General features: G+C 34.1%; 20 protein-coding genes and 3 tRNA genes. 9 read left to right on the top strand and 14 right to left on the bottom strand.

The features are described from left to right. Nucleotides 1–82 precede the first annotated feature (82 nt). Nucleotides 83–517, bottom strand: coding sequence for an IS200/IS605 family transposase (tnpA, locus tag BVG17_RS03230; RefSeq protein WP_143688839.1), 435 nt, complete (start codon nucleotides 515–517; stop codon nucleotides 83–85). A 147-nt stretch (nucleotides 518–664) separates the two neighbouring features. Here tnpA and BVG17_RS09520 point away from each other — a divergent pair, with 147 nt between their 5' ends. Next, entirely contained in the window at nucleotides 665–1465 is an 801-nt protein-coding gene (locus BVG17_RS09520) for a hypothetical protein (protein WP_241654149.1), read from the top strand. Between the two features lie 76 nt (nucleotides 1466–1541). On the opposite strand, the gene pyrE is transcribed toward BVG17_RS09520, so the two are convergent. The 4 genes from pyrE to hemC all read right to left on the bottom strand — a co-directional run bounded on the left by pyrE (nucleotide 1542) and on the right by hemC (nucleotide 5135). Beyond that, a complete protein-coding gene (pyrE, locus tag BVG17_RS03215) occupies nucleotides 1542–2132 on the bottom strand; it encodes an orotate phosphoribosyltransferase (RefSeq protein ID WP_063630742.1) in 591 nt (196 codons plus the stop codon). Continuing rightward, nucleotides 2129–3313, bottom strand: coding sequence for a dicarboxylate/amino acid:cation symporter (locus tag BVG17_RS03210; protein ID WP_063630741.1), 1185 nt, complete (start codon nucleotides 3311–3313; stop codon nucleotides 2129–2131). Before BVG17_RS03210 ends, pyrE begins: the two co-directional genes overlap by 4 nt. 68 nt (nucleotides 3314–3381) lie before the next feature. After that, nucleotides 3382–4266 (bottom strand): UDP-N-acetylmuramate dehydrogenase, encoded by an 885-nt coding sequence (gene murB, locus BVG17_RS03205; protein ID WP_063630740.1) that lies wholly within the window; start codon nucleotides 4264–4266, stop codon nucleotides 3382–3384. After that, nucleotides 4257–5135, bottom strand: a complete 879-nt coding sequence (hemC, locus tag BVG17_RS03200; protein ID WP_063630739.1) for a hydroxymethylbilane synthase — start codon at nucleotides 5133–5135, stop codon at nucleotides 4257–4259. The genes murB and hemC overlap by 10 nt, the downstream gene beginning before the upstream one ends. Nucleotides 5136–5246: 111 nt before the next feature. Between hemC and BVG17_RS03195 the strand changes: the two genes are divergently transcribed. The 3 genes from BVG17_RS03195 (at nucleotide 5247) to BVG17_RS03185 (ending at nucleotide 7869) form a co-directional block, all read left to right on the top strand. Next, on the top strand, nucleotides 5247–5612 hold the full coding sequence (locus tag BVG17_RS03195) for a hypothetical protein (protein ID WP_063630738.1): 366 nt from the start codon (nucleotides 5247–5249) through the stop codon (nucleotides 5610–5612). 100 nt (nucleotides 5613–5712) lie between these two features. Beyond that, nucleotides 5713–7218 carry a protein translocase subunit SecD gene (gene secD / locus BVG17_RS03190; RefSeq protein WP_063630737.1) on the top strand — a complete coding sequence of 502 codons (1506 nt, stop codon included), beginning with the start codon at nucleotides 5713–5715 and terminating at the stop codon, nucleotides 7216–7218. A 384-nt stretch (nucleotides 7219–7602) separates the two neighbouring features. After that, nucleotides 7603–7869 (top strand): hypothetical protein, encoded by a 267-nt coding sequence (locus BVG17_RS03185; protein WP_084240981.1) that lies wholly within the window; start codon nucleotides 7603–7605, stop codon nucleotides 7867–7869. 591 nt (nucleotides 7870–8460) lie between these two features. Here the strand turns inward: BVG17_RS03185 and BVG17_RS03180 are convergent. The 5 genes from BVG17_RS03180 to BVG17_RS03155 form a co-directional block, all read right to left on the bottom strand. Continuing rightward, nucleotides 8461–8739, bottom strand: coding sequence for a DnaB-like helicase C-terminal domain-containing protein (locus tag BVG17_RS03180; RefSeq protein WP_017532197.1), 279 nt, complete (start codon nucleotides 8737–8739; stop codon nucleotides 8461–8463). Nucleotides 8740–9211: 472 nt separating this feature from the next. Next, nucleotides 9212–9409, bottom strand: a complete 198-nt coding sequence (locus BVG17_RS03170; RefSeq protein ID WP_017532196.1) for a hypothetical protein — start codon at nucleotides 9407–9409, stop codon at nucleotides 9212–9214. A gap of 402 nt (nucleotides 9410–9811) precedes the next feature. Further along, a tRNA-Ser gene (locus tag BVG17_RS03165) sits at nucleotides 9812–9898 on the bottom strand. 31 nt (nucleotides 9899–9929) lie between these two features. Then, nucleotides 9930–10727 (bottom strand): DUF2163 domain-containing protein, encoded by a 798-nt coding sequence (locus BVG17_RS03160; protein ID WP_063630736.1) that lies wholly within the window; start codon nucleotides 10725–10727, stop codon nucleotides 9930–9932. A 313-nt stretch (nucleotides 10728–11040) separates the two neighbouring features. Beyond that, nucleotides 11041–13029, bottom strand: coding sequence for a WD0745 family porin (locus BVG17_RS03155; RefSeq protein WP_063630735.1), 1989 nt, complete (start codon nucleotides 13027–13029; stop codon nucleotides 11041–11043). Between the two features lie 328 nt (nucleotides 13030–13357). Between BVG17_RS03155 and BVG17_RS03150 the strand changes: the two genes are divergently transcribed. Continuing rightward, nucleotides 13358–14671, top strand: a complete 1314-nt coding sequence (locus BVG17_RS03150) for a lipase family protein (RefSeq protein ID WP_063630734.1) — start codon at nucleotides 13358–13360, stop codon at nucleotides 14669–14671. A 42-nt stretch (nucleotides 14672–14713) separates the two neighbouring features. Here BVG17_RS03150 and BVG17_RS03145 read toward each other — a convergent pair whose 3' ends face one another. The 4 genes from BVG17_RS03145 to BVG17_RS03130 form a co-directional block, all read right to left on the bottom strand. Continuing rightward, a complete protein-coding gene (locus BVG17_RS03145; RefSeq protein ID WP_063630733.1) occupies nucleotides 14714–15541 on the bottom strand; it encodes a 3'-5' exonuclease in 828 nt (275 codons plus the stop codon). Then, entirely contained in the window at nucleotides 15534–16418 is an 885-nt protein-coding gene (era, locus tag BVG17_RS03140; RefSeq protein ID WP_063630732.1) for a GTPase Era, read from the bottom strand. Before era ends, BVG17_RS03145 begins: the two co-directional genes overlap by 8 nt. A 212-nt stretch (nucleotides 16419–16630) precedes the next feature. Beyond that, the gene (locus tag BVG17_RS03135; RefSeq protein WP_241654148.1) at nucleotides 16631–16951 is read right to left on the bottom strand and encodes a hypothetical protein; all 321 of its coding nucleotides are present in this window, start codon (nucleotides 16949–16951) and stop codon (nucleotides 16631–16633) included. Nucleotides 16952–17049: 98 nt separating this feature from the next. Then, nucleotides 17050–17122 (bottom strand) — tRNA-Gly (locus BVG17_RS03130). A gap of 151 nt (nucleotides 17123–17273) precedes the next feature. Here BVG17_RS03130 and BVG17_RS03125 point away from each other — a divergent pair. From BVG17_RS03125 to BVG17_RS03110, 4 genes are all read left to right on the top strand, one after another. Next, nucleotides 17274–17894, top strand: a complete 621-nt coding sequence (locus tag BVG17_RS03125; RefSeq protein ID WP_063630731.1) for a ribonuclease D — start codon at nucleotides 17274–17276, stop codon at nucleotides 17892–17894. Nucleotides 17895–17973: 79 nt separating this feature from the next. Continuing rightward, on the top strand, nucleotides 17974–18300 hold the full coding sequence (trxA, locus tag BVG17_RS03120) for a thioredoxin (protein WP_006015170.1): 327 nt from the start codon (nucleotides 17974–17976) through the stop codon (nucleotides 18298–18300). Nucleotides 18301–18339: 39 nt separating this feature from the next. After that, a tRNA-Ile gene (locus tag BVG17_RS03115) sits at nucleotides 18340–18416 on the top strand. 495 nt (nucleotides 18417–18911) lie between these two features. Then, the gene (locus BVG17_RS03110; protein ID WP_063630730.1) at nucleotides 18912–19166 is read left to right on the top strand and encodes a hypothetical protein; all 255 of its coding nucleotides are present in this window, start codon (nucleotides 18912–18914) and stop codon (nucleotides 19164–19166) included. Nucleotides 19167–19173: the final 7 nt, after the last annotated feature.

Below are 19173 nucleotides of genomic sequence, written 5' to 3'. Positions count from 1 at the left end.
CGTCAAGTCATGAATTTTTTCAAAAGGTACTATAAATTTATACTACTCAACAACCATCACCTACAAGGTGAAGGGTTAAATTTCAATCAATTTGAAATTGATCATTGTCATGAAGTGGCTCGCCTTCCTGGGTAGATATGTACTCTTGTATAACCTCGTCTGTGATTGTACCAGAACTTACGGCTAAATATCCACGTGCCCAAAGGTGCCTGCCCCAAAAGTGCTTTCTTAGACTTGCAAAATCTTGCATCAGCAACCTTGAACTTGTTCCTTTCAAAAGTTGTACAATTTTACTAACACTTTGCTGTGGTTTATATGATATAAACATATGAATATGATCTACTGCAACTTTGCCTGAGATAATTTGGATCTCATTTTCCATAGTAACCTGCCTTAGCAGCTCCCTAACTCTAACACCAATTTGGCCTATTAGCACCCTTTTGCGATATTTGGGAATCCATACCAAGTGTACTTTCATATCGTACTTAGAGTGTGCATTATACCCATAACGTCGCATACGCGACTATTATAATTTGTCCTTCGCCTCAAGGCGAGACAATCCCCGAAGGGGGACACTAAACTGAAAACCAGTTATATTAATATTAACATAAAGTTCATATTCACATGCTAATATTAGAATTATTTTTAAATCAAGGAGTATATTATGGTAAAATACAATTACAAAAATTGGAACGATCAACCAAGTTACGACACACAGAATACAGTAAGGAAAATACACCTAAACGAACCACAAAATTCGGAAAGTCAATTGAGTTCTAAAACTTTAGCATATGGTGTGAGTGATACATTAGGAGGCTGGTTGGGCGTAGATAAAGCAGCAAAGAAAGCTGCAGAACAAGTAATATCTGAAATGGGTAACGATTTAAAACTAGAAGCTAGAAAAGCAGCTCAAGATGAAGTAAAAAAAATAGAAGGAAAAATGCTAACTTTAGCTGAAGAGAAAGCTAATAAAATAGCTACCGAAAAAGCTAATCAAATAGAAAAAAAAATATCGACTTCAATTGATAAGACAGTAAAGTCAGTAGAAGCAAATGCTGAAAAAGCAGCAAAAAATGCAGCTGAAAAAGCAGTGAAAAAAGTAGGACCAGAAGTTGCAGATTTGCTAAAGCCAGAAATCAAAACTCAGGTAGAAGAAGAAGTAAAAAAATATACTGAAGAAAAAATTGAAAGCCTTATCAAACCTGAAATCACAAGCAAAATAGATTATATTGTCACTTCACAAAACAAAGAAGTAAGGAAGCTTTTAGAAGATGAAATGAATAATTTAATCGAAGATGCACATAAAAATTTGAATGGGAAAATAGATCAGATTACATGTGAACTCACAGAAGTAAAATCTGATCTCTTAGAAGCTAGTGCAAAAAGTTTTCTTGAGAGCGCAAAATTATTGTCTTTTGCTGCACAAGATGAAACATGTGAAAACCAAGATTTAGTGTATTTTTAATCACAATAGGTTTATGGGCGAAATTTAAAAAGCCCATAAACCTTAGCTAAATGAAGAGAAAATATACTATATAGGATTACTTTGTTAAATATCCTCTACTCCCAGGTTTCATTACAGGTAATTGTTTTAATTCACTTGGCAGTTCTTCCTCGCTATAGTTTTTGATATTTAGTTCAATCAAAGATATTACAGGAAAGGGCAGTTTTGCTTCACTATTTCTCTTTATTAAAGAAGCTTCAGCAACAATTTTGCCTCCCCCCCCTTCTCCACATTTCACAGCTTCAAGTGAAGACTTACCTGTGGTAATCACATCTTCAATCAGTAATATTTTTTCATCTTGTTTAATTTCAAACCCGCGGCGTAATTCAAACTTACCGTTAACACGCTCGCAAAACATTGTTCTGACTCCAAGCTGTCTGCCAATCTCATAACCCACGATTATTCCACCAATTGCAGGAGATAGTATTAAGTCTATGTGTTCAACAAGCTCTTTCCTTATTTTATTTGCCAATAGCTTACAAACCTTAATCGCTCTGCTTGGATTTTCAAAAATTTTAGCGCATTGTATGTAAGTGTTGCTGTGCAGCCCTGACGAGAGTACAAAATGTCCTTGCAAAATCGCACCAGCCTCTTCAAATTCTTTTATTATTGTATTATCTAATATCATTCTTGAGTTTGAAATTCTTTATTAATTATCTGCGTTATACAGATATCAGACCACACATTTATTGCAGTTTCAAACATATCAATGATTGTATAAATAGGTAAAATCAATCCCATAATGTACAAAGGAACATTCATTGATACCAAATAACTAGTTGCCATAAAATAGCACCCCATCGGCACTCCAGCGTTACCAATTGCAGCTCCTGTAGCTAAAAAAATCCATATGAACATTTCACTTAAGGAAAATGTGTGCCCATTCATCTCTGCAACAAACATCACTGTGATTAAAATAAATGCAGCACACGCATTCATATTGACTGTTGTGCATATTGGTAGAATAAAAGATGACAATTTCTTTGGTACCTTTAGCTGATTTTGCACACATTCTATAGTTGTAGGCAGCGTTGCACTAGATGACTTAGAAAAAAATGCAAGTGTGAGTGCTGGCATAACTCCCTTCATCGTTCGAATTGGTGATATACCTTTATACCACATGAGTAGTGGCAAAATCACAAATGCTTGCACGAAATTTGCAGACATTATGCAAGCAAAATACCAAAAAAGACTATGGAATTCGCTGCCACCTTTTAACTCGTATAAAAAACATGTGATAAAAGACCATACAGCAAGAGGAATAAACTTTAATAACCCTTGAGCAATTCTAAGAAGTGTATCAAATAGTGCAGAAAATATTTGGTGTAATATATCTTGTTTTTCTTTTGAGAGCGAAATAATAGCTCCACCCATCAAAAAAGCAATCAATATGCTGCCAATAACGTTATTTTCAAGAAAAACTTGCACAAAATTTGATGGAATGAGTGATTTTAAGTATGAAAAGTAATCATGGTTGCTATCACTCACGCTTTCTATCGTGCTACTTATGAAATTTTTTCTTACTGGATCCATGAGTAAATAGAAAGACAGTGCAACAAATGCAGCTATAATGGTTGTGAGCAGCGTATAAAACAGTGTTTTCTTAAGTAAGACTTTAATTTCAATTGAGTCTTTAAGCCCGGAAATTGTGGATACTATAGATAGAAAAACTAAAGGTAAGCTAATCAATTTCAACAGACTGATGAATATATCGCTAAATAGCTTTGCTATTTCAAATATTACTTCATTATTAAAATAGTAAGCAATTACCGCAAACAGTATAGAAAAAAGTATTGCGAACTTATGCACTGAAAATAAAACCTCAAATTAATACTATACAACAATTTTTCAAATTAGGTTAAAATAATCAGCAGTAACTACCCACCCAAAACCCTTATCTCCCACTCAAGTTCAATGTTAAATTTATCTTTTACTGCATCTTTTACTCTGTTGCCAAGGTTTTCTAAGTCAAGTGCAGTTGCGTTATTGTAATTGAGCAGAAAATTACAATGTTTCTTAGAAATTTTAGCCCTACCGTTACTTAATCCTCGGCAGCCAGACTCATCAATCAGTTTCCATGCCTTGCAGCCTATTGGATTTTTGAATATACAACCAGCAGTTTTTCCTCTTACTGGTTGACTTTTATTTTTTTTATCAATAACTTCTTTCAATCTTTGCAATATAAGCTCATACTCTGAACTTACTCCTTTAAATTCAGCTTCAATAAAAATCCACCTGCCTTTTAGACTATGTCCACGATAAAAATATCCCATTTCTTCACTGGAAAATTCATATAAATTCCCATCTTCTAGATTCACTGCCCTTATAAACTTTACAACACTCGCAATATCACTACCATATGCACCTGCATTCATCTCTATCCCACCGCCAACTGTTCCTGGAATTCCAGCAAGAAACTCAAGCCCACTAATTTGCTGTTCTCCGGCAAAGTATGCAAGGTTACTAAGCAATGCAGCACCACCTGCAACAATGGAGTTATTATCTTTACATTTTATATATGCAAATTCCTTGCCTAATTTCACCGTTATTCCTCGAATGCCACTATCTCGAATTATTATGTTGGATGTTGCACCGATAACGCTAATTGGTAACTCCGCATCTTTTATCAAGCACATTAGATCTTCAATGTCACGTGGCTTAAATAGTACATCAGCTTGGCCACCAATATTTAACCAAGTCATTTTAGACATTGAAACATTATAACGGTAGATTCCACATACTTTAGGTAAGCTTATAAGCATTTTGATTTTAACTCTAATCCTGCATCCATACCCATTTTTTCTGCATCTTCTACAAACGAAGTACGCTCAGTGAAGTATATACCTTTCTCATCTGCTAACATACAACAAAGATTCAGCATGTTTTCACTCACATATTCTGCTAAGGCTGCAAGCGGTGTAAAGCATGAACCATTTACTGTCTTCATGAAACTGCGCTCTGATTTTGCCATTATAAAAGACATATTATTATTAATTTTCTCTAAAAGATCGATAACTTTTACATCATTCTTTCGACATTGAATGCAAATTGTTCCCTGTCCTACTGCGCTTAACATGATTTTTTGTGGCAATACTTCTGTAATTAAGTGATGTTTTTTTAATCTCACCAGCCCTGCTTCGGCTAAAATTATTCCGTCAAAATTTTGATTTTGCAGTCTAGTTGTAACATTTCCGCGCAGTGGTACTATATTCAGATCTGGCCTAAAATTTAGTAATTGAACTTTTCTTCTTATTGAAGAAGTTGCAATTGTAGCCTGCTGTGGCAAAGATTTTAGGCTTTCATATTTATGAGAAATAAATGCATCATATGAACTTAGCCTCTCTAAAACACAAGGAATTGTTAAGTCCTTCGAGAAAAACGCAGGCACATCTTTTAGCGAATGAACCGCCATATCTATATTATTTTTGAGTAATTCAGCCTCAATCTCCCTGAGGAACAGTCCTTTACCTCCTATTTCAGCAAGGGTTACATTAGCATATTTATCACCAGAAGTTTTGATTTTAATGATCTCAACGGATAGATTAGGAAAAGACTCTAATAATCTTTGTTTTGCTTCCAAAGCTTGAGCAACCGCAAGGTTGCTCTCCCTCGTACCTATTTTAACTAGCATATATTCTTCATGTTGTATGTCTATATTCTATGCTCATTTTTTATTATCTCCAATTTAGTTATTGAACATTCTGCAATAAGCATATAGTATCATACATATTGAGAAGTGTTTATGTTTGATATTTTAAAAGATTGTAACGGCAAGTTTAATAAAAAGAATATTTTACCTATTGTAGGTACCGCTTTCATTGGTACTATAACAGTACTAAGTGCAGCAGAAGCAACTCACGCATTTTTCACTCACCCTTCCCTATCTGATCAGCCTCATTGGAGAGATGAAAGTTATGGTGAATTTCTTGCTACTCATATACCAGCTACAATAGCTAGTCTTTCAATAGGAGGTCTATATACTTACCTTTCAATTGATAACATTAGAAAAAACAAACAAATAGAGAATCTTAAAGCTAATTCGCAACCTAATTCATACATTTATAACACTTTAGTAAATGATGTTTTAGAGGAGCAAAGTATAGTATAAAGTACAATCAATTATAGATTAAGGCTTTAGAATCTTTTCATTTAGGTGCTTGTGGTTAGCAACTATTCAGTTTACAATGCACCTGATATAGTTTAAATTTATGCCAAACAAGCTCATAATTAAATCTCTTTCAGTATTGCTAATTTTTTTGCTATCTTTATATATAATACTGCCAAACTTCTTTGATAATAAGTTTTTTACCTCAAAAAAGAGGATAAATCTAGGGCTCGACCTGAAAGGTGGATCATCTCTGCTTCTAAATGTAGACTTAGATTTTTACTTCAAAGAGAAACTAAGCATGCTAACCGATGAAATAAAAGAAGGTCTGTTAACACAAAATAGCATAAAAAACGATAAACAAGTAGTTGTAACTTTAAGTAATATGGATGATTACAAAAAAGTTTCGATGTTAATTCATAAAATAAACCCAAACTTAGAGCTGAATAGAAAAGATACTTCAATTTTTATTTCATATAAACCGCATTATAAGAATTCATTAATCAATGAAGTAGTTTCAGAGTCAATAATTAATGTTCAAAGACGCCTAGATAAGCTTGGTACAAAGGAAGTAAGTGTACAAAAACAAGGGCAAAATAAGATATTAGTCCAAGTTCCTGGAGTAGAAGACACTCAGCAGATAAAATCTCTGCTTGGCAAAACAGCCAAGCTGGCTTTCCATTTGGCAAACACTAACATAACCAAGTTGCAAGATATGGACCATGAAACTACGGTTATGCTCAAGGATTCTTTGGGTAATTCCTATCCGATATTCCGCAAAACTGAAATAGGCGGTGATTCATTAGTTAACGCATCAGTTAGATTTGGCAATTTAGGTAAACCAACAGTACATTTCAAATTCGACAGCATAGCAAGCAAAAAATTTGCAAAAATTACTAAAGAAAATGTAGGAAAGCCTTTTGCAATTGTTTTAGATAACACAGTCTTAACTGTACCAACAATACGTGAACCTATTCTAAATGGAGAGGGAGAAATTAGCGGTAATTTCACTGAAAAACAAGCGAGTGAACTTGCAATACTTTTAAAATCAGGTGCACTACCCGCACCACTTAAAATAATTGAAGAAAAAAACATTGGTCCAAGTCTTGGAGAAGAGTCAATAAAAGCAGGAGAAATTGCAGCAATAATCTCTATCATAGCCGTTGGTTTATCTATAATCATTACTTACGGCAAATTAGGCTTGTTAGCGTCTGTTGCACTCATTTTTAATGTAATCTCTATACTACTCATTCTTACCTTACTTGAAGCAACTCTTACTCTCCCTGGAATTGCTGGAATTGCACTAACTGTTGGCATGTCGGTGGATGCAAATGTTTTGATATTTGAACGCATCCGCGAAGAAATAAGAGCAGGAAAAAGAACAGCTCGTGCCATTGAAGAAGGATTTAAAAACGCAATAAAAACAATTCTTGATTCAAACCTCACTACACTAATTGCTTCAGGAATAATGTTCATTATTGGTAGCGGAGCAATTAGAGGATTTTCTATCACTTTATCGATAGGAGTTTTATGCTCGATGTTTTCTGCAATTATAGTCACAAAACTTCTGATAGAATTGTTCATGAACCCAAAAAAGCTAGTACTTTAGTATCTGTTCAGCAGAGTAACAAAATAAGATAGACGATAAAAGACAACTAAATGGTTGTCATGCAAGTAGCTATCAGTCTTTTCTTCGTCAAAACATTGTAACGTGTTTACCAACTTAGTTGGATCCCAGTTTCACCCTAGTGACCAAACACTGGAATGGCTTTGTTGCATCACTACCTATGAAAGGCTAACTATACAAGCAACGTATTGAAAATCTTATTTTTTGCAATCAATCTGATCAAATTTAAGAATAGTAATTTATTGTTTGTATTAGTAAATTTAATTCTACTTAAAATAGCTAAAGCATTGAAATTCGTGAATTTTATCTAGGTGCTGTGAGAAAATAAAGTAAAGAAAAAGTAGGAGAAATAAGGAAAAAGAGACCGTGAATAATATAGAGAAACTCCCAATGGAATATTACATAGAAAAAAGAAAATGGGAACAAACTTTTGAATTCTTAAAGGGAGTCAAAGGAATACACAGCAAAAATGAGAAGAAGTTGAGAATATTTATGGAAGCGGTTTGCGGAGTGGCTGTCAGTGGCGTTTTTTGCCAGAAATTTACAGCAATTAGAGGAGTATACATAGGAGGTTTAAAAAGTGGTGTGAAAAGGAAGTTTTGGCAAAATATATGCAACAAAATCCAGATTTAGAAGTTGCGGTAATCGATGGAACGATAGTTCGAGCTCATGCTTGCTCTGCCTGATACAAAAAGGATTCCAAAGCTGTTAGGAAGGAATAAAGCTACTAAAATTCATGCACTTGTTGATGCATTGAGAAATCCTTTAAAATTTATCTGGCCAGAGGAATACAAGCTGAAGCATTAATGAAAAATATCTATAACTCCACTATAGTGGCTGATACAAGGATATATGCTTTTGTTTGAGAGCAAAGGATGTGAAGTTGTGATTTCGCTGAAAAGGAATCGAAAAGTGCAGAGATTCTATGATAAGAATATTTATAAAGAACGGGAATGTTTTTTCAGTAAAATCAAAAATTCTAGGCGTATTTTTTCCAGGTTTGATAAGACTGCTGAAGTTTTTATTGGTTTTCTCAATTTTGTTGATATGGCTTGCATAAATTTTTGTTCACAGAGCCTACAAAATTGATGCAATCTTTCTCCTCAGCACATTTATAATTCATATTGCCTGAGTTATCGATGAGAATGTTTAAAAATGTTATTCCCTCGATATAAGAAGTCCATATTTTGGCTCTTGAGAATGTTATTTATTGTCTTGTTGACTTCAATGCTGATTATTCAATTGATTTGCTGACATCTTGAGTGAGAAGAAACAGATATGTTTATGGTCGTTTAGCAGCTTTGCGGCCTGCAGAGCTATGTATAGTGCTATTGAGGTTTTACTAATTGAAGTGCGTGCTGCAAGCACGGAGAGCTCTCCTTCTTTGAAGCCACCTGTTATTCTATCAAGCTCTTTTGTCATTTCTTCGATGTCACTCGTATTGCTGAGTAGTTTATTGATATAGTTTTTGTAGTCTTTGAGATAATCAAATATTAGTTTCATCGACCCTGAGTCCTCCTTCCTCTTCACCTTAAACCGGAGGCTCCTCAAACTCAAGATCTTGTTTCGTCGCCTCTCCCAATGAGTTATATATATAACTCATAGTGGGGTGTACCAAAAAAATGAGTTATTTTTGAGCTGAGCAAAGCCACCTAAGGTGGATAGCAAGGAGGGCTGTATAATATAATATTTATAATTTACTTACTTAACGAAACAGAGTTTATTGAAAAACATAGTTCTTAAGTACCTTCAAAGCTTTCTCGTAAATGGTATCCCTATGTCCTATTGTAACACTTCATGTTTTGTGGTGTCTGCACAGTACATGATACAATAATCGCCAACTCTTAGTCTTTTGAACCCTTTAAAGCTATGATATAAAGGCTCACCAAGATTCACTGGATTGACTGTAAGCCGCTCATTTATTGCATCTACAGCTCTTGACCGTACTTTTTTTGGAAGACTTGGAAGATCTTTTTCAAGAACACTGTCTAGGAAGATAATAGTGTATTCCAATCCACGTCCTCACTTTTAGTTTTTTTTCATTTTCAATATCATATTGATCAGCAACCACAGATAATAAAAAATCTTCCATTTCACTATCTATTGCTTCTTTTAGTAGTTTTTCTGCTAATGCTTGAGCAGGTTGCTTAAGTAAGTTCAGATAATTCAGCAAGATGCTGTAAAGTTTCTTTACTGAAAGCTAAATTAGCGTTTGCCATAAGTTTTACCACTGTATAATTATACAATATTTTCATGAAATTTTCAATAAAGAATTGTATTGACATATTATGGTAGGTTAAGTATATAGCAGTTTGCTGATGCTCGTGAGAAATGACACATACTAAGTATAGTATTGCAAGATATTGTTAGGAATAGGGAAGGTATGCTGGCTACTGGATCGTATTTCTATGATAACAACTACTCTTCGTCATCAAAAATCAAGAAGGCTCTGCAACTTGATAACTCTATTCTTTTATTGACGTAGATGACTCTGAAAAATTGCGGAGCTGAAGTGCTATGGTTATTACGTTTAAGAACAAAACGGAAAATCCTATGTTACACTAGAAATAATGTGCGGAAAAGGGGGGATTCGAACCCCCGACATATTTTCATATGTGCACGCTTTCCAAGCGTGTGCTTTAGACCGCTCAGCCACCTTTCCATACTTATTCATAATATTAAAAATTATGCTGCTAAACAACTGGTATATATGGTTCGCCACGGAAATTCACAGTATTGTTAAACTTGTTTTTGCACGTTAAAAACGCTTTATCACAACCTGCAAGTATCGAATATTTATCTCCGGTAGAAATTTGATATGGAGGAGAAGCAAATAATGTAACTACTTTATTCTTGTATTCTTTAACTACAACTTCAAATGTTGCTGAACTAAAGAATTTTACCACTCCGTGCTTATAATATCCATCACTTTCGATCAAATTAGTGTCTTCAAATCTTCTTTCATCTATCACTTTAGTAATTGTGCTCATTCTACTAAACTTTTTAGCATCAGCTTTACATCTATCATCGCAAAATTGTGCCCTGCATACAGGAGAATATAGCTCTGTTATGCTTCTCTCAAGCTTTGTCGCAAGACCTCTAATTTCAGCGATAAACCTCCCACTATTTAATGTTACTTTGCCAAAAGTTCCTGCATGCAAATTCATAATTCCCTGACTCAAATCTTTATAATTCACAAGAAATATTTCAATATTTGCAAAGTCATAACTTCCTGATAAAACATCTTTTTCTTTAATATCAGCACTATTTAATATTCCTTCAATTTCTAGATTATCAGTTCTCAAATCGCTATTTAATATTATACTGCTGGCTATAAAACTGCTTGAAGATTTATAGAGTATATTATTGAGATTTAAATCTTCATCATAGTCAGTAAATCCCATTACTTCTCCACCTACAGTTGTTAATTTCCAGTAAGTAGCGATGGTAAGTAATTCTCCAGCTAAATGACTTTTTAATTTGGTTTGCATAGTTGCCTCCTGCTTGATTGAATTTGAAAGTAGCAATAGAATAAAGCTATTTATCTAAGTAGCTAATAAGGTGCCATTCCGGTAACCATAGGGTGTCATTAAAGTAGCTGACACTGATTCTTTATGATGGTCATACCAGCACGCGATGCATAACTGTACGAACATTGTAGGCAATTTGCGTAGTAAGTGGTGTCATCCAAGTAGCTGACACTGGGATGACATTACTTGTTATGTGAATTAAAATAAATGTTTATAGATACTAAACAGAGAAAACACACACCACATTCAAGCTGTGGTGTGTATTATTAAATAACTAGAAAGAAAACTTCACACCAGTGAGGAGAAGAACTCCTTTGTTAGAAGGTATCTTATCGTTATTTTTATCTTCCAGTGCACCTTTTTCATCAGTTGTAAAGTAGTGAAGAGCTGCATAAGGAACAAATTTGCTTTTATTGCAAGAAGATAGATCATACTGAACACCAAGTGCAACGTCATGAAGCATATCTTTATCGCTCATTCTGCTACCAAAGTATGTCAAGCTTGTGTAGATATTATCATATTGATAACCAGCACCTGCAGTCCAATACATAGTGTCTTTACCGCTCCCATCAAACTGAGCTTTCAGCCCTATTACTCTTTTATCAGTATCAGGAAGAGATTTATATTCATTAGGGTTAGTACCAGTACCTTTTATCAGCGTTTTAATACTCTTAGGTTGCCCTGACTTGCCCAAGTATGCAAAAGAGGCAGCAAATTTTACACTTTGATCTTCATCAATCTTATAATCAGCGCTTGCACCTAAATTAACACCCATCAAGTTATTGTACTCTATGAATTCCTTATAAAGATGCTTATCTTTACTTGGCTCTTTTGCCAAGCCAAACTCACCAACTACGGAAGTTTTAACTTTTATATTATGTTTACTAAAGTCATATTCATATGATGCACCGGCGCTTACTATGTGCTCATAGTCTGGCCCAACATGTCTTATATCAGTCTCATCTTTCACAATAGATAAACTATTATCATAGCGAGGTGAGTAGCTAAGACCAAATCTTGCACCCATATAATTTGGTGAGTAGTAAGCAGCTCTAAACGGCAATGTGGTCATAACCTCTTTGTTATACTTTCCTGCCATACGGAAGGAGAGTTTTTCGCTCTCACTCGAGAAGCTTTCAGTGTAAAGACGTGGTGTTACGTAAAATGGGAAGTTTGCAGCACTTCCTTCTAAGTTTACTTTTCTGAACCAGTCGCTATCTGCAGCTCCATCAACAGTTGCAATTCTTGTTGCATCAAGTCTCATCAGAGACTCAGGACCAAACTGATAGCCAAGTTTCAGATCACCATATTGTGAATTTAAGAATACATGCGCACTTCTACCTCTTGCAGCATTCACGCCTTGTGAAGCTCCTTTACCTTCAGTAACTGGAACATGAAATTGTACATCGGCACCATAACGAAGACCAATATCCTCATTTTTATTTTCAGCTCTTAAGTGCAATATTGCATCTGAAATCATGCCCATGTTTTCACTGTAATCACCAATATTCCCTATCCCTTTAGGAAATATTGGATTTGCTCCTTTTATACTATCTTCAGTATTGTTAAAATAATCTGTAGACTTACCTGGCATAACATTATAATGCTTATAGCCACTTAGTCCATAGTTACCATAACCTTGAGAATCAACAACACCACCGAAAGTTATTCTTAAACCATCCCCTTGATTGGTATCAATAATATCGATACCACCAACTGAAACAACAGGATTTGCCTTCTCTATATCCTTACTGACAACTTTTATATTCTCTTTAACCTTGGTTTTCTTAGCTTTAGCGCTTTTGTTTTTTGCTTTTTCTACATTAGAATTTTTAACTTTCAGGGCTTTCGCTTTTGAATCTTCTATAAGTTTTGCCTTTTTCTCATTTGCTAGCCTAATTTCTTCTTTTTTCTTTTGTTCAGCTGCTAATTTTAGTTCTTCTTTCTTCTTCTTTTGCTCAGCTGCTAATTTCAACTCCTCTTTTTTCTTCTGCTCAGCTGCTAATCTTAATTCTTCTTTTTTCTTAAGCTCTTCAGCTTTTTTTCTTGGATCAGCATTACATATCCTGTCCATTTTTTCTTTTAGTTTCTTATTTGACATCTTCATCACTTCCATCTTTCCAGAAGCTTTGATTGACTCGTTACTCTCTTGCTTTTTTACTTCCTTTATACTCTCGTCAGAAAAGTCACCAGCAAAGCCACTGAAAGAACATAAAGTTAATAGAGAAACTAGAGCAGTTCTAGTATAAATAGATTTTTTCATGAAGTGCCCCCAAAAAATTTCAAAATCATAACATAAATAGTATAAAAATGTTGAAAATTCAACTTAAAGCAACCTTATAGCGAAAATAAAAGTAAAATGCAATACTTTAAAAGCAACTTTCTTAATACGCTCAACTTGTATATTAACCAAAATTTAGTACAGAGGTTTGCTTGTTAGTGTATTATAACTCTATACTTATTCTATGGAAGTAAAACTTACTCAAGTGAAAGTACATAAAGGTTAAAATAGTAACATAATTATTGATAATAATATTAGTTTATATTATAATTAGTGAGTTATTGTTTAATTTTTAACAGTTAAGGTATTTATGGATTTTAGTTTTTTACGAAATTGGTTTAGCATTACAGGTGCTGCTACAGGCTCAGAGCCAGGTAATACTGAACAGCCAGACTCTATTTCAGTAGATGATGGCAAATACGAGATGAAAGAATATGACGATGAATTTGAGATCATTGAAGATTATGAATTTATAAATCGTGCTGATCCAAATGAGCCATGTTCTTTACCTTTTGACTATAAAATAGATGAAAGTATTGTAAAAATTGCAGGATTTGATAGAGAGAAATTATTAGAAATGGGTAATTTCTGCAAGATAAGCTATGGCGATGATGATGGTAAATTAAGTAAAAAAAGATGTAACAACCTAGCTCAAAGAGTATACAAAACTGAATTTGAAATTGTAGAAGATTTTGAAATTGTTCCATCTACTGAAAAAATGTATAAAACTAGAGCTGAACTTATCAGCGAAGGTTATGAAATTATTCCATTTGGTAATAGCTTTGAAAAAGATGCTGGTCACGTTTTTATAAAAGGTAAAGAAATAACAATAGCTTACCATGGTACTCGTCTGAGCCATAGTGTAAACGATGGAATCACTGATATAAATGCAGTTTTTACTACTTCAGAACTTTTACCTAACGGTGGAAGAATGCATAGAGGATTTTATAATTCATTTGCGGATTCATGGCCTAATCTGTATGGCATTTTGAAATCTCATGCTGAAAAACAGGGATTAGAAGTCAAGGATTTTAAAGTTAATCTCACAGGTCACAGTATGGAGGGAGCGATTGCTAAGATAGCTGCTTTATGCCTAAACAAAACAGAAGGAACTGAAGATATCCATGTTGCAACTTTTGGCGATCCACGAGTTTTTGATCTTACTGCTAGTGAATTTTATAATGATGTTCTTCAAGAAAAAACCATTAGAGTAACTCAACATAGACAAGACCCAGTACCAGCGGTATTACCTGGTATTTGTGGTTATGCTCATGTAGGTGCACAATTGAGAATATCAGTACCTGAAGGATATTTTGTTCATCAAATAGATGGTTATCATGAAGCCATTAAAATAATGGATGAAAAGGATTTCCGATCGAACAATAACGTTTCTCTCTTTTATTACCCTTCGAGAATATTAAGCCGAATTAACTGTGCAGTTTTAGGTAATGCTCAATATTATGCTGCTAATTTAGGTGATTATATTCTTGGTGGGCAAAATTTTTTCGAGAAAGTAAAAAAGGAATACCAAGATAAAAACTTAGAAAATTTTTCTAAGCTTGAACAAGCAGAAGTTAAGCAAAGGGCACATCAAAATGTCTTTTCTACTACAAGGAGTTTATAACTACTATACAGAGCAATCATTAGATTGCTCTGTAGCATCTATTCATTTAAATTCAATATAAAAATTTTCACCAGAAGTTATTTTCCATTCTTCTTTAAATTTCTTTAGGTGTTCTTTTTTTTCGCATTCTAAAAGCAGTTCTTCTATGCTCTTATTATAGCTTTCTGTAGTAATTCTTCCTTGATGATGCATAAACCTCAAATAAATCAAATAAGTGTTAATCACATCTGTTTCACAATAATCGCGAATCTCTTGTATTTTGCCACTATCATATAAGTCCATAACTTGTGACCCATCGACTCCAATCTTACCAGGAAGATTAAATGCTGCGCAAACTTCGTTCATCTTCATTCTTGCAGAAGCTCCAAAATCAGAGAGAGATTCAAGCAAATCACAATGCCAATCACTACTGTACCTCTGATTGTAACTATTCCACTTATCGCCAGCTTTGTGAAAATATTCTGCTTGAATGCCATGAACCATAGCACGGTACTTCAGTACCGGTATATCAAAAGTGCGTCCATTGAACGAAACTAGTCTTGGCTTTTTCTCTGATATGTAGTTAAAAAATCCCTTTACTAGCTCTTTTTCATTGGAGTTTAATGTGCCTCCAGATCTTATTTCTTGTAGTGTGAACATTTCATAACCGCTCTGGCGTGTTATATTACAAAGTAAAAAACTAATAACTACAACAAGGTGGAGGGGCTGACGCAGAAAAGAGTTTTGCCCGTTTGTTATTTCAAGATGATATTTTGTTAATGCATCCCTCTTTTCTTCTACACTGCTATCATCACTAATATTGAGTAAATTCTTACAGGAATTTACATCTGGTATAGTTTCAATATCAAATACCAACAAAGAATTAAGCATTACTTATATATTCCTCAGGGCGATCAGTCCAAGGTCGCACTTTTACGAACAAAAAGAGATGAACTTTACACTCAAATAATTTTTCCAATTCTGTACGCGCCTCGATATTAATTTTTTTTATGCTACTGCCGTCTTTTCCTAGCACTATTTTCTTATGATTATCTTTCAATACAAATATGATCTGTTTTATGACTAAACTCTTATCTTTTTTTTCCTCAAATTGTTCAGTTATAACAGCTGTAGAGTATGGCAATTCTTCACGTAGGTTCAAGAATAACTTCTCTCTTGTAATTTCTGCTGATAAAAAATCAGCTGAGGAATCGGTTACTTGATCTTTTTCATAGAACCAAGGGCTTATCGGTGCAATTTCAGATAAGTAATTCATCAAATTAGAAAGTCCATCATTCTTCAGTGCCGATATCGTAAAAATTTTTTCAAACTTATAAAGCAAATTTAGGTGCTCATGTGCCATCTTGAGCTCTGATTTCTTTACTAAATCAGTTTTATTGATAACCAAAATGCATCTGCCTTTTGTGCGCTCCAGTCGTGCAAATATCGTTTTTATTCTTTCTATATTTTTTAGGTAATTGTTTACATCAACAAGCAACAAAGTAATGTCACCATCCTTAACTGTTTCCCATGCAGATTTGACTAAAGCTTTTTCAAGATTTGTTTCTGCTGAAAACACTCCTGGAGAGTCAGTAAAAACAATTTGCGCATTGTTGCATATAGCAACACCCCTTACCTGCGTCCTTGTTGTCTGCACTTTAGGGGTGACAATTGCAATTTTCTTGCCTACGATGCTGTTAATTAGCGTTGACTTTCCAGCATTTGGCAAACCAGCTATCGTTACAAATAAACATTTTTCTTCTTTCACAAAGGAAATTATAAAGAAAACTAAACGTTAACGTCAATTGATTATTTTGCAGGTAGATTGCACTCTTCCTCTTTTGAAGAAAAACGCTCAACTATAGGTGATACAATATACTCATTCACTTTTTTAGCTGTTGGTTCAATAATACAAAATGTTACAAGTAACCCTTCAATTACTGCTATGGGCGCTATTATTGCACCTGCTAAAGCTGCCGATCACATTCCAAGCATTGCACCAGGGAAAACAGCAGTTGCAGCTGCAGCAAGACCAACTCCAATTGCAGCACTTGCAGGTGTAATAATACTCCCAAAAACAAAGTTATCTTTATCATCTTTTTCAATAGAATCTTTTTTGTAAAATTGGTATAGTATACGTCCCGCAAGCAGAGCTGTAATCAATGCTGGAGCTATAGAACCAACAATCCCACCCATCACCAATGGTGATAAAGCTGTAAAACTGAGTCCCAAACCTGTAAGTGCTCCTATTGTTGCAACTGTACCTAAGGAAATTAACATATCTTTAGTACCATCTTTCATATAATCCCCATAATTAATTTTCTAAAAAGCTTTTAACTACTTTTAGTATAGTTAGATTAGTTGAACCGGGGAAGCAATTTTTTTTACGTTAAAAGAAGAGCGGGAGAAGGGGTTCGAACCCTCGACCTCAACCTTGGCAAGGTTGCGCTCTACCAACTGAGCCACTCCCGCAATGAAAATTTACTTATTCTTATTATAGATGCATATCATAATTTGTAAACCCTACATACATGAAAATCATGAGAGCCAATTTTCTATGATCTTTTCGTATACTTAAAACTCATTTTTGATTATTGTATGTGTCATAAAACATATTAAATTTATGAGAATATTTATATATAAAGACGACCTGCCAGCCAGTGCAATACCGAATGATATAAAATCTATAGCTGTTGATACAGAGGCAATGGGGCTGCTGCATAGCAGAGATAGATTATGCCTTGTACAGCTTTCTTTTGATGATGGCAACGCTCATTTGATTCAATTCAAAAACGATTATACAGCTCCAAATTTGAGAAAAATATTAGAGGATAAAAATATAACCAAAATATTTCACTTTGCGCGGTTTGATGTAAGCATAATACATTATTACTTAAAAACTTGGGCACTTCCGTGCTATTGCACGAAAATAGCCTCACGTTTAGTTCGCACTTATACAGATAGTCATAGCTTAAAAGAGTTGTGCTTAGAACTATTTGATATAAAATTAAATAAGCAACAACAATCTTCTGATTGGGGAAATGAAAATTTAACAGACAAGCAAAAAAGTTATGCTGCATCTGATGTTTTATATCTCCATAAAATAAAGGAAAAGCTAGATTTAATGCTAGAACGTGAAAATAGAAAAGAATTAGCCGAAAAGTGCTTTGAATTTCTTTCTACTCGTATTGAGCTAGACTTAATGGGTTGGGGAAACGTGGATATCTTTAACCATCAGATGTAATCACTTCACTTGAATCCAGAAAAATTTAGTTGATCAGCTACTAATTGATACGCTATATTTATAAAAATTTAGGTATTTTATGAGTGATGATATTAAAGTGGTAAATGATCAAAATTTCAAATCTGAGGTTGCTGACTATAAAGGGTTTGTGCTGGTAGATTTTTGGGCAGAATGGTGCGGGCCATGCAAAAATCTGATGCCACGTGTCGAGCAATTAGCCAAGGATAGAAAAGACAAGATCAAAATCTGTAAGTTTGACATAGATGGAGAAACAGAAATACCAAGTAAGTATGGGATTCAATCTATACCTACTTTGATTATATTTCAAGATGGTAAGGAAATTGCACGTAAAATTGGTGCACCAAATGATTTGCAAAGTTGGGTTGATAGTGAAATAAGCGAGTAGACAAATTTCCTTTTGTGTGTATTATAAGTGTTGATAAAAGGGATTGTAGCTCAGTCGGTTAGAGCAGTTCGCTCATAACGAATTGGTCGTAGGTTCGAGTCCTACCAATCCCACCACTGTTGATACAATTACAAAATCTACTTTCTTACGTAAATTTCTTGTCTTGTTATAGTACGTGGTTGTTAGTGTTTGTAAAATTTCATTAAAATTACTTCCGCATACTTTCAATCTAATTATAATTACAATTAGAGATATTTTTAAGAGCTCAAAAATTTATCTTTGTCTGCAGATTTTCAATTAACTTTTCAATAAAAAACGTAGTGTATCTTTTTCAGTGTATGTAGGTGCACACACATACTTAATTTCTGTCGTATGTGCGCTACCAAATCTTTTTATACAGGAGGATTTTATGTCCAGAATTCCAGATACTTGACCTTTACTTTAGCTAATAAAAATCAATGGGCGCCTATGGTTTTTATAAAGAAAGTGTAGGAAATAACCAAAAACTATTTCCAGACATAAATTTGCTATGCATACCTAAAAAGTAATGATATTAGCATAATGTTCATATTTGCATGCTAATATGAACATTATTTAAATTGAAGAATATTATGGAACAACAAGCATCACACAAAGAGAAAGGGATTGAATTTAGATATAATCAATGTAAGGAGAAATGCCATTCCTACAAAACAAAACGGATAGACCAAGAATGCCTAGATAAATGCTATGAGAAGTACGTTTCTAAACTTTATCCACAAATTAGTGAGAAATTATTAGCTAGTGAAAACAATCTCTATGATGAAAGCGAAAAATTATTGCTTATAGCAAATGAAATACACAATCAAGATGCAATGTTTTTTTAATCACAAA

Source organism: Wolbachia endosymbiont of Laodelphax striatellus, assembly GCF_007115015.1.
In the GTDB taxonomy this organism is placed as follows: domain Bacteria; phylum Pseudomonadota; class Alphaproteobacteria; order Rickettsiales; family Anaplasmataceae; genus Wolbachia.
Note: the sequence above shows the minus strand (reverse complement) of the source record. Positions and strands in the feature narration are given on the sequence as shown.